7 protein-coding genes are annotated in these 14480 nt (G+C 76.1%); 1 reads left to right on the plus strand and 6 read right to left on the minus strand.

Annotation, left to right across the window (positions count from 1 at the left end; translation table 11 throughout):
* Positions 1-152: 152 nt before the first annotated feature.
* From ACIOJE_RS26265 to ACIOJE_RS26275, 3 genes are all read right to left on the minus strand, one after another.
* The gene (locus ACIOJE_RS26265) at positions 153-1832 is read right to left on the minus strand and encodes a protein kinase (protein WP_400779256.1); all 1680 of its coding nucleotides are present in this window, start codon (positions 1830-1832) and stop codon (positions 153-155) included.
* Positions 1829-2401: a hypothetical protein gene (locus tag ACIOJE_RS26270; protein WP_280678372.1), complete on the minus strand. Its 573-nt coding sequence runs from the start codon at positions 2399-2401 to the stop codon at positions 1829-1831. Before ACIOJE_RS26270 ends, ACIOJE_RS26265 begins: the two co-directional genes overlap by 4 nt.
* 156 nt (positions 2402-2557) lie before the next feature.
* On the minus strand, positions 2558-4735 hold the full coding sequence (locus ACIOJE_RS26275) for an N-6 DNA methylase (protein ID WP_400779258.1): 2178 nt from the start codon (positions 4733-4735) through the stop codon (positions 2558-2560).
* A 212-nt stretch (positions 4736-4947) separates the two neighbouring features.
* Between ACIOJE_RS26275 and ACIOJE_RS26280 the strand changes: the two genes are divergently transcribed.
* The gene (locus ACIOJE_RS26280; RefSeq protein WP_400779260.1) at positions 4948-5586 is read left to right on the plus strand and encodes a DUF4352 domain-containing protein; all 639 of its coding nucleotides are present in this window, start codon (positions 4948-4950) and stop codon (positions 5584-5586) included.
* A gap of 195 nt (positions 5587-5781) precedes the next feature.
* On the opposite strand, the gene mfd is transcribed toward ACIOJE_RS26280, so the two are convergent.
* The 3 genes from mfd to ACIOJE_RS26295 all read right to left on the minus strand — a co-directional run bounded on the left by mfd (position 5782) and on the right by ACIOJE_RS26295 (position 14442).
* Positions 5782-9411 (minus strand): transcription-repair coupling factor, encoded by a 3630-nt coding sequence (gene mfd, locus ACIOJE_RS26285; protein ID WP_400779262.1) that lies wholly within the window; start codon positions 9409-9411, stop codon positions 5782-5784.
* 721 nt (positions 9412-10132) lie between these two features.
* A complete protein-coding gene (locus tag ACIOJE_RS26290; protein WP_400779264.1) occupies positions 10133-11446 on the minus strand; it encodes a hypothetical protein in 1314 nt (437 codons plus the stop codon).
* A 266-nt stretch (positions 11447-11712) separates the two neighbouring features.
* On the minus strand, positions 11713-14442 hold the full coding sequence (locus ACIOJE_RS26295) for an SUKH-4 family immunity protein (RefSeq protein ID WP_400779266.1): 2730 nt from the start codon (positions 14440-14442) through the stop codon (positions 11713-11715).
* Positions 14443-14480 lie beyond the last annotated feature (38 nt).

A 14480-nucleotide genomic window follows, 5' to 3' on the forward strand; every position in this document is an offset into this window, starting at 1 on the left:
TCAGCCGGACGGGCGTAGACCATCCGGCCTACGCCCACCAGGAAGATCAACAGCTAGGCCAACCGGGTGCCGTACACCTAGATCGTGATAGTCCCTACACCTAGATCGTGATAGTCCCGGCGGGCCTGCGCGCGGGGGTGTGCGGGCGGGCTCTAGGAGGCGGGTGGCCAGGGGGTGGGGCGGTGGGGGTGGAGGGTGTCGAGGGACTGGCGGAGGCGGCGGACGGCGGGGTGGTGGGGGCCGTCGCGGCGTTCGCGTTCGAAGAGGAGTTGGAGCAGCCACTGCCAGGCGCTCTCGGTGTCGCCGGTGGCGGCGAGGCGCAGACCGATGCGTTCGCGCAGGTCGTAGCCGCGTTCGGGGTCGGTGTCGAGGCCGGCTTCGAGGCGGGCGGTGTGGGCGGCGAGCAGGGCCTGGTACTCGGCGAGCGCGTCGGGGCCGTACCCGAGCTGGTCGAGGCAGACGGCGGCGCGGTAGCGGTGGTCGAGGCCCTGGGGGCCGTGCGGGCCGCCGTCGGCGGTGGCGGCCAGGCGGCGGTACTCGGGGAGGGCCTGGTGGGGGTGGCCCTCGTGGAGGAGGGTGCGGGCGTAGATGGTGCGGATGGTGCGCACCAGCGGGGCGCCGTCGCCGAGTTCGGCCTCGGCGCGGGGCAGCAGTCGGGCGGCGAGGCCGAGGACCTCGCCGTGGTGTCCGGCGTCGACGAGGTCGGAGAGCCGGGCGCACTCCGCGCCGAGGTCGGGGGCGGCGGGAGGCGCGGCGGGCGCCGGGGGTGGGGGTGGGGGTGGGGGGACGGCGGTCATCAGGAAGGGGCGCGGCTCGGAGCGGAGCAGCGGAGTCGCGACGGGTGCGGCGGGTGCGGCGGCCGGCTGCGGCTGGTGCGGGAAGCGGTACGGGCGCGCCGGGTCGGGCAGGGCCGGGTAGCGGGGCTGCGGGGCGGCTTCGGCGGCGGGCAGCAGGGGGAGCAGCCGCGCGTACACGGCCTGGGCGTCGGCGGGGCGGTCGGCGGGCTGTTTGGCGAGCAGGTCGAGGACGAGCCGTTCGAGCGGCGGCGGCACCTCGGGGCGCAGGTCGCGCAGCGGTACGGGCGGTTCGTCGACGTGCCGGCGCAGGACGCCGAGGGCGGTGGGTGCCCGGAACGGCTCCTCGCCGGCGAGCATCTCGTGCAGGAGGCAGCCGAGGGCGTAGAGGTCGCTGCGCGGGTCGGTGGTGGCGGCGAGGGCCTGTTCGGGGGCCATGTAGGAGGGGCTGCCGATGGGCACGCCGGTGAGGGTGAGGCGGGTGGTCTCGGTGTCGAGCGCGGTGGCGATGCCGAGGTCGAGCAGGACGGTGCGGCCGTCGTCGCGGACCATGACGTTGCTGGGCTTGAGGTCGCGGTGGACGACCGGGACGGCGTGGACGGCGGCCAGCGCGGTGCAGAGCTGGGCGGAGACGGCCACCGCGCGCTCGATCGGGAACGGCGCGTCCTCCGCGATGAGGTCGGCGAGGCTGACGCCGGGGACGCGCTGCATGACGAGGTAGAGCTCGCCCCCGTCCTCGCCGGCGTCGAAGACGGTGACCAGGCCGGGGTGGTCGAGGGCGGCCGTGACGCGGCACTCGCGCAGGAACCGGCGGCGCAACTCGTCGCCGTGGCGGCGGCGTTCGCCGGCCGTGCCGGTGCCGAGGCCGCCGGCGGCGGGCCCGGTGCCGCCGGACAGGAGGCGGTCGGGGCGGAGCAGCTTGACCGCGACGGGACGGTGCAGGCGCTCGTCGTGGCCGGCCCAGACCTGGCCCATGCCGCCGTGGCCGATCTTCTCGGTGAGCCGGTAGCGGCCGTCGATCAGTCTGGCGGCGGTCACGGCCGGTCCTCGCGGGCCTGGCGGCGCAGCAGTTCGCCGAGTTGGCGCAGGTCGTGCGCGGTCTCGGCGGCGGGGGCGACCGGGGCGACGGGAGCGACCGGAGCGGCGATGGGCGCGGCGGGGGCCACCGGGGTGCCGTACCCGGGCATGGTGACCGCGTACGGCGAGAGGTACGGCGCGGCGGGCCGGGGCCGGCCGGCCTGCCAGACCGCGCGACTGTCCATCACCAGGTAGTGCACCGGGGCCGCGAACCAGAGCACGATCAGCGTGGTCTGGCCGGTGGCGTCGGCCGTCGGGTCCTGCAGGCTGCCGGCGATCCCGGCGGAGACGAACACGGTCAGCAGCAGCGCACAGAACACCCCCGCGCCCACGATGTCGTAGGCCCGCCGGCGGCGGACCGCCAGCAGCAGCGAGGGGACCACCCCGAGCAGGCCGACCGACAGCAGCGGGGCCAGCGCGCAGAGCACCCGACCGGGCACGCCGAACCGGCCCGGTATCGGCTCCGGTCCGGGGCGGTGCGGAGTCCCTCCGGGCGGCGGTCCGAACTGCCCGGGGTACTGCCCTGACATGTGCGCTCCTGAGCTGGTGAGGACCGACGCCGGCCGCGGCGCGGACGGCCCAGCACACCGTACCGCCCTGCCCCGTCGGCCCGGAGGGCTTCCGTCCGGTCGGCTTGAGGTCGGGTCCGAGGTCAGGTGCGAAGCCGGGTTTGAGCGGGCGTCAGGTCAGTCGGCCGGCGGTGTCGGCGCGCCCGTCGCGAGGGCGTCCGTCGCCGCCTGGGCCAGGGTGTGGGCGAGCGCGGCAGCCTGGCCGAGGGCGGTGTCGAAGGCGGCGAGGCGGGCGAACGCGACGCCGAGCCGCTGCTGGGCGGGGAGCGGGAGGCGGGGCAGTTCGACGCGGCGGATGTCGAGGCGGGCGGTGGTGGTGGCGTGGCTGGCGGCGCGCCGGGTACCGGCGGTGGAGCGGAGGTGGCCGGCCAGGAACTCCGGGTCGAGGACGGTCGGATCGGGCCGGAGCAGGTGGAGTTGGCGGCCGAGGGCGGCGCCGAGCAGCGGACCTTCGGCGGGGACGACGCGGGCGGTGCCGCCGCCGAGGGCGGGGACGAGGACGTCGCCGGGGCGGGTGCGGACGTCGCCGGCGGGGCCGGTGGCGGTGCCGAGGACGGCGCTGGGCGGGTTGCCGGCGACGAGGTCCTGGTCGGTCAGGACGGGGGTGCCACCGGGGGTGACGCCGACCGGGCGGGTGGCGGCACCGGTGCCGGAGGAGTACACCTCCAGCGCACCGGCGCGGACCAGTTCGCCGACCGAGACGACACCGGCGGGGGCCGCGCCGGCGACGGATCCGGCCCCGGGCTCCGGCAGCAGTCCGGCGGGGTCGTCGAGACCGGCCAGGAGCTCGGCCAACCGGCCGCCGAGGTGGGAGAGTTCGGCCGCGCCGCCGACCGGGGCGGCCGGCGGGACGTGGCGGGCCGGGGAGAGGTCGGTCTCGTCGTCGAGCAGGTCGATGGCGGCCACCGCCCGGTGGACGCCCGGACGGTCGGCGGGCAGCGGCAGACCCTCGCGGGCGGCCAGGTCGAAGCCGCGCCAGGCGTCGAGGACGGTCCGCCGCAGTGCGGGCCAGTCGACCTTGTCCCGGCCGCCCTCGGCCGTCGCCCCGGACGGCCCGGACGCCCCCGCCTGCGACGCCCACGCCGCACCGGCCGCGCCCGCCGCACCGGCGTCGAGCAGCAGGACCTGGCGGAAGTCGTCCCCCGGCCGGGGCGCGCGGAGCACCCAGAGGTGCAGCGGGACGCCGTACGGCGGGGCGGCGCCGGCGGGCAGCGCGACGACGGCGCGCAGCGCGCCGGAGCGGAGCAGTTCGGCCCGGATGCGCCGGCCGGCCCGGCGGCTGGCGACGGTGGGGGGCAGCAGCAGGGCGGTGAGGCCGCCGGGGCGGGTGTGGGCGAGGCAGTGCAGCACCCAGGCGAGCTCGGATTCGCCGCGTGGCGGGACGAGCCCGCCCGGCCAGCGGGTGTCGTACTGCAACTCGTCGTGCCCCCAGTCCCGCTCGTTGTACGGGGGCTGGCAGAGCACCGCCTCGAAGGTGTCGCCGGGGTAGCCGTCGGCGCGCAGGGCGTCGCCGGTGCGCAGGGCGAGCGGGAGCGGGTCGGGCTCGCCGGCGGGAGTGTGCAGGGCGAGCCGGAGCTGGGCGAGGGCGCCGATCACCGGGTCGGCGTCCTGCCCGTAGCGGCCGGTGGTGGACGGGTGGGCGAGCAGGACGGCGCCGAGGCCGACGGCCGGGTCGAGCACGGTGGCGGGGACGCCGGCGACGGCGGCGAGCAGGCCGGCGGCCTCCGGCGGGGTGGGGCTGAGCTGGCGGGTGTTGGCCTCGGCGTACCGGGTGAGCAGCTGCTCGTACGCGCCGGCCGGACCGGCCTCGGCCACGAGGGCGGCGAGCAGGCGGGCGAGGTCCAGTTGGGTACTGCCGAGCAGGCCGGTCAGGCGGAGGGCGCGGGGGCCGTCCGCACCGAAGGTGTGAACAGCGGTGTCGGCGACGGCCCGGGGCAGCGCGGTGGCGAGGCGGGTGTCCGGCTGGTCGGCGAGTTCGGTCCAGCGGTCGGGGGCGCGGTGCAGCAGCAGGAGGAGGGCGCCGGCCTCGACCAGTGGGGCGGCGGGGTGGCCGGCCGGGTCGCGGAGGGTGTCGACGAGCTGCCAGACCCGCTCCAGCAGCGGGAGTTCGGCGATCTTGCCCTGGGCGCGCAGCCAGGACTCGACCTCGCCGAGGGCGAAGGTCGGGCTGGCGTCGGTGCCGCCGACCGGGAGGGGGAAGTCGGGGTGGCGGCGGCGCCAGTTGCTGACCGCGGCCCGGCCGACGCCGGCCAGCCGGGCGATCTCGACGGCGGTCACTTCGGGACGGTCCGGCACGGGGGCTCCTTCGGCGGCGCGGGCGAACCCGGAGGGCGGGAGGTGTGATCACACAGCATAGCGATGCGCTCGCCCAACGGAGTTCACATGTGAACAGAGAGGTTTCATGAAATCTCATTGACATGGTTCACGGATCAGTGGTGTGATCTCTCCGTCGCCACCGAGCAGGGGGCGACCACCAGGAAGACACCGACGACTCGGGAGCACCCGCCATGTCCGCCACCGCCCGCACCACCGCCCGCCGCGCCGCCACCCGCCGCACCGCCGCCCTGCTGCTGGGCGCCGCGCTGGTCACCCTCACCGCGACGGCCTGCAACTCCACCGGCGGCGCCTCCGTCTCGACCGAGGCCAAGCAGACCGCCGCCACCGGTGGCACCGCCAAGCCCGCCGGGGACAAGCCCGCCGAGACCAAGGCCGCCGACGCACCCAAGGCCCCGGCCAAGGTGGGCGACACCATCGCGCTCAAGGGCATGGACAAGGGCAACACCGCCGACGTCACCACCGTGAAGGTGGCCGACCCGGCCGAGAGCGCGAACGAGTACCTCAAGCCCGCCGACGGCAAGCGCTACGTCGCGGTCCAGTTCCAGATCAAGGCCACCGGCGCCCAGGCCTACAGCGAGGCCCCCTGGGGCAGCGCCAAGGTCGTGGACGCCCAGGGCCAGGCGTACGGCCCGAGCCTCGCCGAGACCAAGGCCGGCCCCGCCTTCCAGACCCCCACCAACATCGCCCCCGGCGAGACCGGCAAGGGCTTCGTCACCTTCGAGGTCCCGGTCGACGCCAAGCTCGACAAGGTCCAGTTCGCCCTGGACAACGGCTTCGCCAACCAGGTCGGCCAGTGGAAGATCGGCTGACACCCCGGCTGACACCCCGGCTGACACCCGGCCGACACCCCTGTTCACAGCCGCCACCCCCGAAGCGCCCGCACCCGCACCACCGCACGCGGGCCACGGTCGACACCCGAAGACGCGGAACGGCGGCCCCGGGCCGAGCCCGGGACCGCCGCCGACTTCCTCCGGGGCCCGTCCGGCCCCGCCCCCTCGCGGGTGCTACTTCTTCGCCCCCGCCAGGTCGTCGAACATCGCCGACAGGAACTCGCTGCACCAGCCCAGCAGTTCCCGCCCGACCAGCGGCTTGCCGCCGATCCGCCCGGTGCTCGGCCGCGGCACCAGCAGCTGCTGGGCGGCCGCCTTGACCTGGCTGCGCGGGTAGAGCCGGTTCAGCCGCAGCTGCTGGGACTCCCGCAGCTCCACCGGCCCGAACCGGACGTTGGCCCCCTGCAGGGTGATGTCCGAGATGCCGCACCGCCGGGCGTACAGCCGCAGCGCCGCGACCAGCAGCAGGTTCTCCACCGGCTCGGGCAACTTGCCGTAGCGGTCGACGAGTTCGTCCCGGACCTGCTGGATGTCCGCCTCCGAGTTGACCGCCGCGATCGAGCGGTACGCCTGCAGCCGCAGCCGCTCGCCGGGCGCGTAGTCGTGCGGCACGTGCGCGTCGACCGGCAGCTCGATCTTCACCTCCAGCGGCTCCTCCTCCGGCTCGCCGCCGTTCGCCAGCGACTCGCGGAACTCGGCCACCGCCTCGCCGACCATCCGCATGTAGAGGTCGAAGCCGACGCCCGCGATGTGCCCGGACTGCTCGCCGCCGAGCAGGTTCCCGGCGCCGCGGATCTCCAGGTCCTTCATCGCCACGTACATGCCGGCGCCCATCTCGGTGTGCTGGGCGATGGTGGCCAGGCGCTCGTGCGCGGTCTCGGTGAGCGGCTTCTCCGGCGGGTACAGCATGTACGCGTAGCCGCGCTCGCGGCCGCGTCCGACCCGGCCGCGCAGCTGGTGCAGCTGGGAGAGGCCGAAGGTGTCACCGCGCTCGACGATCAGGGTGTTGGCGTTGGAGATGTCGATGCCGGACTCCACGATCGTGGTCGACACCAGGACGTCGAACTCCTTCTCCCAGAAGTCGACGACGACCTTCTCCAACTGGGTCTCCCCCATCTGCCCGTGCGCGGTGGCGACCCGCGCCTCGGGGACGAGGTCCTTGAGCCGGGCGGCCGCCTTGTCGATCGACTCCACCCGGTTGTGGATGTAGAACACCTGGCCCTCGCGCAGGAGTTCACGCCGGATCGCGGCCGAGATCTGCTTCTCGTCGTAGGGGCCGACGAAGGTCAGCACCGGGTGCCGCTCCTCCGGCGGGGTGGTGATGGTGGACATCTCGCGGATGCCGGTGACGGCCATCTCCAGGGTCCGCGGGATCGGGGTCGCGGACATGGTGAGCACGTCGACGTTGGCGCGCAGCTTCTTCAGCTGTTCCTTGTGCTCGACGCCGAACCGCTGCTCCTCGTCGACGATGACCAGACCGAGGTCCTTGAACCTGGTCTCGGACGAGAAGAGTCGGTGAGTGCCGATGACGACGTCCACCGAGCCCTCGAACAGGCCCTCCAGCACGGCCTTGGCCTCGCTGTCGGTCTGGAACCGGGACAGCGCCTTCACCGTCACCGGGAAGTTGGCATACCGCTCGGCGAAGGTCGAGAAGTGCTGCTGCACCAGCAGCGTGGTCGGCACCAGCACCGCCACCTGCTTGCCGTCCTGCACCGCCTTGAAGGCGGCCCGGACCGCGATCTCGGTCTTGCCGTAGCCGACGTCGCCGCAGATCAGCCGGTCCATCGGGACGGACTTCTCCATGTCGGACTTGACCTCGGCGATGGTGGTCAGCTGGTCCGGCGTCTCCGCGTACGGGAAGGCGTCCTCCAGTTCGCGCTGCCACGGGGTGTCCGGGCCGAAGGTGTGCCCGGGGGCGGCCATCCGGGCCGAGTACAGCTTGATCAGGTCGGCGGCGATCTCCTTGACCGCCTTCTTGGCCCGCTGCTTGGTCTTCGCCCAGTCGGCGCCACCGAGCCGGTGCAGCGTCGGGGCCTCGCCGCCGACGTACTTGGTGACCTGGTCGAGCTGGTCGGTCGGCACGAAGAGCCGGTCGCCGGGGTGGCCGCGCTTAGCCGGGGCGTACTCCAGCACCAGGTACTCGCGGGTGGCGCCCTGGACGGTGCGCTGCACCATCTCGACGTACCTGCCGACGCCGTGCGCCTCGTGGACGACGTAGTCGCCGGCGGCCAGGGCCAGCGGGTCGATCGCGTTGCGGCGGCGGGACGGCATCCGGCGCATGTCCTTGGTGGAGGACTTCTGGCCGGACAGGTCGGTCTCGGTGATGACGGTGAGCTTGAGGTCCTCGTCGACGAAGCCGTGCTCGATCGAGCCGCAGGAGACGTAGACGACGTCCCGGGTGGGCGCCTCGGCGAGGTCGGCGACCAGTCGGGCCGGGATGCCCTCGTTGCCGAGCACCTCGGCGAGCCGGGAGGCGGGCCCGTGGCCCTCCGTCACCATGACGACCCGCCAGTCCGCGGCCAGCCGCTCCTTGGCGTCGGCGATCGCCCGGGCGGTGTCGCCCCGGTAGGCCTCGACGGCGTGCATGCCGAGGGTCAGGGTGTTGGCGTCGAACTCCAGCACCTCGTTGACCGTGGACTCGCTGGTCGCGAACGGGCTGACCGACCACCAGGGCAGGCCGATCTCGGCGGCGTGCTCGCGCACGTCGGCGAGCGAGCGCAGCGAGGCGGCGGAGACGTCGATGGTCTCCAGGTCGATCGGCCGGTCCCCGCCGGCCGCGGCCGCCACCCAGGAGGCGTGCAGGAACTCCTGGCTGGTCGCCACCAGGTCGGCGGCCCGGGTGCGGACCCGCTCGGGGTCGCAGACCACGGCGACCGAGCCGAGCGGCAGCACGTCCACCAGCAGCTCCATGTCGTCCACCAGGACGGGCGCCAGCGACTCCATGCCCTCGACCGCGATACCCTCGGCGATCTTGTCCAGGATCTCGGCCAGCCCGGGGTGCTCGGCGGCCAGCTCGGCGGCCCGCGCCCGCACCTCGTCGGTGAGCAGCAGCTCGCGGCAGGGCGGCGCCCACAGGCCGTGCTCGGCGATCTCCAGCGAGCGCTGGTCGGCGACCTTGAAGTAGCGGATCTCCTCGACCTCGTCGCCCCAGAACTCCACCCGCAGCGGGTGCTCCTCGGTCGGCGGGAAGACGTCCAGGATGCCGCCGCGGACAGCGAACTCGCCGCGCTTCTCGACCAGTTCGACGCGGGCGTAGGCGGCGGCGGAGAGCCGGCGGGCGACCTCCTCCAGGTCGTGCGACTCGCCGCGCCGGACGGCCACCGGCTCCAGCTCGGCCAGCCCCTTCACCTGCGGCTGCAGCACCGAGCGGACCGGCGCGACGACCACCTGCACCGGACCGGCCGCCGGGTCGTCCGCCCGCGGGTGCACGATCCGGCGCAGCACGGCCAGCCGGCGCCCGACGGTGTCCGAACGGGGCGACAGCCGCTCGTGCGGCAGCGTCTCCCAGGCCGGGTACTCGGCGACGGCGTCGGGCGGCAGCAGCGAGCGCAGCGAGGCCGCGAGGTCCTCGGCCTCCCGGCCGGTCGCGGTGACGGCGAGCACCGGGCGGCCCCGGTCGCCGCCGGCCTGGCCGGCGAGCGCGCGGGCCAGCGCGGCGATCGCGAACGGCCGGGCGGCGGGCGGTCCGACCAGGTCCAGGTGGCGGCGGCCGCCGGCGGCGGCTCCGGTGGCGGTCGCCGCCTCGATGGCCTCGGCGAGCGCCGCATCGCGCGCGACGACATCGAGCAGTCCGGTCAGACTCATCTGGGGTCTCTTCTTCGTCCCGTGGCTGGTGCTGCCTCCGGGCGGCGAAGGCCTGCCGGGGCAACGCGAACGGCCCGGCACGCCGAGCGGCCGGGGGTATCCAGCCTACGCCGCGGCACGGACGGGCACGCGGCGTACGGCCCCGGCGGGGCCGGGCGGGAACGAACGACCGTCCCGCCCGGCGAACGGACCCCGGACGCATCCCGGCCGGAGCCCGCGACGGGACCGCGGACGAACCACTGGACGGAGCACCGGACCGGCCGGTGGACGAACCAGCCACACGCCGGTCAAGGTCCGGCTCCGCGATCTGCCACGAACTGGACATACTCCTGTCACTGCCCGTCCATGGAGATCGCGCACCATGGTGAATGTGCCCGCCGCACCCAACCGTGGGGGATGGCTGTGGCGGCACTGTCGCACCCCCGATGGGGGTCGGAGGTGCGAGGCCGGGCGACCCTGGGTGGGGGCGCCCGCCCAAGCGCCGGGAACCGTGGCGCCCTTTCCTGGAGGGCGCCACGGGTCTCGGCCTCAACTCTTTCCCGGAGCCCTGCCGGCCCCAGCCCCGGCGCCTGCCGCGGTGACGCGGGCCGCCGGAGGTCCGCTCCGACGCGCCGGCCCCGGCCGCCCGATGGGGGCGGTCGGGGCCCGGGGCGCGGAACGCACCCAGCCGAACGCGGGCCGGCCGACGGCGCAGGCGTCGACGCGAGCGCCGACGTCAGGCTCAGCGGCGCTTGTAGCTCACGGTGTTCGGGGGGGCGTAGCCGACGCCGTCGTCCACGATGACGATCTTCGGGATGATCCGGGTCTCGTCCTGCGGCTCCTTCTCGACGCCTTCGCCTTCGCCGTCGCCGTCGCCGTCGGCCGCCGGCCGGGGCAGTCCGGCCGGCTTCGGCGGGACGGCGGCCGGCGCGACCGGACCGGTCGCCACCGCGGCGGCGGCCGTCCCGCCGGAGCCGGAGGCCCCGCCGACGACCGGCATCCGCAGCGCGGCCGTCGACGTCTTCTCCCGCGCCGCCGGCGCGACGACCTTCCGCAGGCCCGCCACCGGGATCTCGCCGGTGTCCGCCTCCGAGTCCACCGGCGCCGCGTCGACGACCGCATCGGCCACCACGTCGGCGACCGGCTCGGCGTCCACCGCCGGGTGGTCGGGCTCGATCGCGCCGACCGCCGCGCCGGTGAGCGAGGCCAGCGTGGCCTTGATGTGGTCCAGGTGCTGCTGCACGGTCTCCAGCCGACCGTCGAACTCGCGCTGCTCGCGCTCGCTCTCCGCGTTGATCCGCTCGGCCTCCCGGCGGGCCTGCTCGATCATCTGGTCGGCCTTGGCCTGGGCGTCGGTCTCCAGCTGCTTGATCTGGCCGAGCACGGTGTCCCGGTGCTGTTCGGCCTCCTTGACCCGGCGCTCAGCGGTCGCCGAGACCTGGGTGTCCTCGGCGTCGGCCTTGGCCTGGGCCTCGGCGAAGTCCTCGTCGGCCTTGCGGCGCCGGTCGGCCAGCTCCGCCTCGGACTGCTCGCTCGCCTCGGCGGCGGCCACCCGCACCTTGGCGGCGTAGGAGGTGGCGGCGTCCCGGGCGCTGCGGCTCTCCTGGTCGGCCTCGGCGCGGACGCCCTCGGCCTCGGCGCGGGTGCGCTCCTCGGTGCGCCGGGCGGCCTGGTCGGCCTCGGCGCGGGTGGTGGTGGAGTACTCCTTGGCGGTGCGGTCGAGCGCCTGGCCGGCCTCGTAGACCTCGTCCCGGAGGTCCTCGGCGAAGCGCTCGGCCTTGTCCCGGACGGCGCGCGCCTCGTTCTGGGCCAGCACGGCCAGTCCGGCGGCCTGCTCGCTGAGGACCTCGTAGTCGGGCTCCGGGGCGTCCTCGGCGGCCCGCCGGATGTCGGCCAGCCGGGCCTCCATCTGCCGGAGCCCGGCGCCGAGGACGCTCAGCCGTTCCCACGCCTCGTCGCGCTGCGCGGTGAGCGCGGTGAGGGCTCGGTCGACCTGCTCGGGCGCGTATCCGCGCCGGGCAGCGGTGAAGCCGTACTGGGGGACGGCGTCGCTCATGGGCTCTTCCCCTCGTGTCGCGGGCTGCGGAGCCCATGATCGGACGGAACGGACGGATCCGGAACCGGTTCGGCCGCCGGGGCCGGATTCGGTCGTCAGGCGGACCGGAATACGTCGAGGACCGGACGAATAGACCCATCCTCTTGACCTATTTTGCGCAGATCTGGGCGAAACCCCAACGAGGCACCACCGTGACGGCATGCCGGAGGGGTCGTTCCGGACACCGGAACGACCCCTCCCCACCTGCGAGGATCCGCGACGACCTGCTACAACAGGCCGTCCCAGAACTGCTCCAGCAGCACGGCCCACCAAGTGTCCGCGGTCTGCAGGGCCGCCGGGTCGATCGCGGCGAGCTGCGCCTGGAAGTCGGTCGTCCAACGACCGGCCTGGTCAGGCGTCAGCCCGTACCGCAGCCGCCACATCCGACCCAGCAGGGCCATCGCACGGACGAACTCCGGTACACCGGTGTTGACGAACCGGGGCGGCTGACCGGTTCCGTCGACGTCCACGGCGACCACGTTCGCGGTGCCGTACTGGACGCAGAGCTGGCGGCCGTAGTCGTTGCCGAGCACCAGGTAGCCGCCGAAGTCCGGCGCCGCGGGCAGACCGCGCTCGGCGGCCAGCTCGGCGAGCGTCGGGATCGGCCGGCCCTCCTGCGCCTGCGCCCAGAAGAACGGGCCGAAGTCGCGCGGCAGCCCGGCCCACATCAGGGACTGCGACACCGGCTCGGGCACGCCCTGGCGCGAGACCGCGCGCTGCTCGTAGCGGAACACGTTCGGCCCGAAGGCCGTCCCGAGCTCCTGGGCGAGCTGCTGCGGCGGGAGCGGCGGCAGCGGCTGGACCGTCCCCGGCGCGGGCAGCGGCACCCGGAACGGGCGGACCCGCTGGGCCCCGGAGGCCAGCTGGTGCAGCTCGTCCAGGTGGTCGAGCAGCTCGGCCATCCCGGCCTGCCGGGACGCGTGGTCGCGGCCGTACGCGGCGGTGTGGGTGAGCCGCACGTTCGGCCAGGACGCGGCGATCATGCGGTTGCAGTAGCCACCGGGCAGGTCGCAGGACTCCAGCTCGGTGTAGAGCTCCAGCACCTGCTCCGGCGGCACGTTCAGCCGCCGCAGGTCCTGCAGGATCTTCCACTCCGGATGCGGGGTGCCGGGCTCGCTGCGGTGCAGCAGCTTCTGCTCGGAGCCGTCCGGGCCCCGGTAGCTGAGCGCGGCGAAGTAGCCGGGGCCGACCGCCGGCACCCCGGGGGGCACGGCCGCGCCCGGCGGCGGGCCGGGCACCGGCGCCGGCGGGACGGCGGCGCCCGCGTTCGGGTAGCCGTACCCGGCCACGGGCGCGGCGGGGGCCGCCGGGCCACCGGGCGGCGGCGGGACGGCGGGGCCGCCGGACGGCGGGGTGCCCGGGTCGGCCGGGGCGGCGCCCAGCAGCGCCGGGTCGATCGCGCCGGCCAGCTGGGTCGCCTCGTAGGCCACACCGGCCGCGGGCGCGGCCTGGGCCGCCGGGGCGGGCGCCGGGGCGCCTCCGCGCAGGCCTGGCGGGGGCGGGGGCGGCGGGGTCGAGCCGGCGGCGCGGCCGCCGGGGCTCGCGGCGGGCGTGCCGGTGCCCGGGGTGTGCCGCAGCTCGGCGGGCGGGGGCGGCGGCGGGGCGGAGCCGGGGTTGCGGCCCGACGCACCACCGGGCGCGGCGCCCGGACCGGGCGCACCGCCGCGCAGCGCGGCCGGCGGGGGCGGCGGCGGAGCCGACCCCGGGTTGCGGCCGCGCGCACCCTGCGGCGCCTCGCCGGCCACCGGGGCGGCGGGCGCGCCGGGGGCCGGGGCGCCGGGCAGGCCGCCCGGTCCGGGGAGATCGCCGGGCGCGGCGAGTACGGTCGGCGCGTGCTCGGCCGGGGCGGAGGACGCCGACGGCGCACCGGGCACCCCGCCGGGCGGGGCCAGCATGGTCGGCGCATGCTCCACGGGCGCAGGAGGCGCCGGAGGCGCAGGTTGTGCAGGCGGCGCGGAGGGCGCGCCCGGCAGGCCCATCAGCCCCGGCACGGCGTCCGGCGACGCGAGCAGCGTCGGCGCCGGCTCGGCGGCCGCGGCGGGCGCGGGCGGCTGCGGGGAGGTGGCGGGTACGGGCGCGGGCCACGGCGGAGCCTGGGCGGCGGCCGGCGGCACCGGCGGCATGCCGTAGCCGCCGCCCTCCGGCGGCATCAGCATGGTCGCGGCCTCGGCCCCGGCGGGCGCGGGCGCGTCGGGCAGGTCGGACCCGGTGGTCCGCAGGCCCTCGGGCATCAGGACGGTGGCCGCCTCGCCGCCGGCCGGCGGCACCGGCACGCCCGGCGGCGGGACCGGCACGCCCGGCGGCGGGACCGGCACGGGGGCCGGAGCCTGCGGCCCGACGGCGGGCTCGGCGGGGCCGGCCGGCGGGGCGAGCATGGTCGGCGCGTCCCCGGCGGGCCGGTCGGAGACCGGCGGAGCGGTCAGAACGGCGGGCGCGGGCGACTCGGCGACCGGCACCGGCGCAGGGGCCGGAACCGGAGCCGGCGCGGACGCCGGAGCCGGAGCCGGGGCGGGAGCAGCGGCAGCAGGAGCACCGGCGGCCCCCAGCCGCTCCGCCTCCGCCGCGATCGCCGCGGCCCCCGCCTCCTGCAGCCACTGCGGCGGGCTGAGCAGGAAGGACGTCGCCTCGACCGGCCCGGGCGCGGGCTTCGCCGCCCCCGCCGGGTTGGCCGCGACCGGCCGCCCGTACACCTCCTCATACTGCCGGACCACCTCGTTGACGGGCAGCGCGGGCCAGAGCGTGGTCGCGCCGGAGTCCCGGGCGATCACCAGTCGTGCCTCGCCCGCCGAGCCGTCCGCCGCACCCGCGGGGCCCGACGGCCCGTCCGCGGGCGCCACCGCCCAGCAGACGAAGCCCAGGTCGAACTCCCGGACCCGCACCTCGCGCTGCTGCGGCTGCGGCACCCCGCCGTTGATCCACTCCTCGGCGAGCTCCTGCGCCTGCGCGTACGTCACCACGCCCGGTTCACCCCTGTCCCCATCCTCGTCGTCCCCGC

Origin of the sequence: Kitasatospora sp. NPDC087861 (genome assembly GCF_044742585.1) — a bacterium.
Lineage (GTDB): Bacteria > Actinomycetota > Actinomycetes > Streptomycetales > Streptomycetaceae > Kitasatospora.